Here is a 298-nt window from a genome sequence, read left to right as displayed (position 1 = left end):
TCTCAATATCATTGCCTTAGCGATTGCGGTAGCCTTGTTTATTCAGATCTCGATCTCAACCACTTTGGGCGGTGTGCTTCCTATCATAGCGCGAGCCTTCAAGTTAGACCCTGCGGTACTTGTGAGCCCCGTATTGGCATCTATCGTAGATATTACCGGGATGTGGATTTACTTTAGCTCGGTCAATTACTTCTTAGGCTTAACCTAATAAAAAGCACAATAAAAAACGGGCTCAGTAATTTAGCATTACTGAGCCCATTTTTTATGTTCTAGTTTACTGAGTCACTAAGGATTCGTA

1 protein-coding gene is annotated in these 298 nt (G+C 41.9%); it reads left to right on the top strand.

Translation table 11 applies throughout. From position 1 onward, the window contains the following. A partial coding sequence (locus AB4585_RS24620) for a magnesium transporter (RefSeq protein WP_372171378.1) occupies window positions 1-208 on the top strand: 208 nt, incomplete at its 5' end. Window positions 209-298 lie beyond the last annotated feature (90 nt).

The organism is Vibrio sp. 10N.222.49.C9 (assembly GCF_041474985.1).
Taxonomy (GTDB): Bacteria; Pseudomonadota; Gammaproteobacteria; order Enterobacterales; family Vibrionaceae; genus Vibrio; species Vibrio crassostreae_C.
This window is presented reverse-complemented; position numbering and strand designations above follow the sequence as displayed.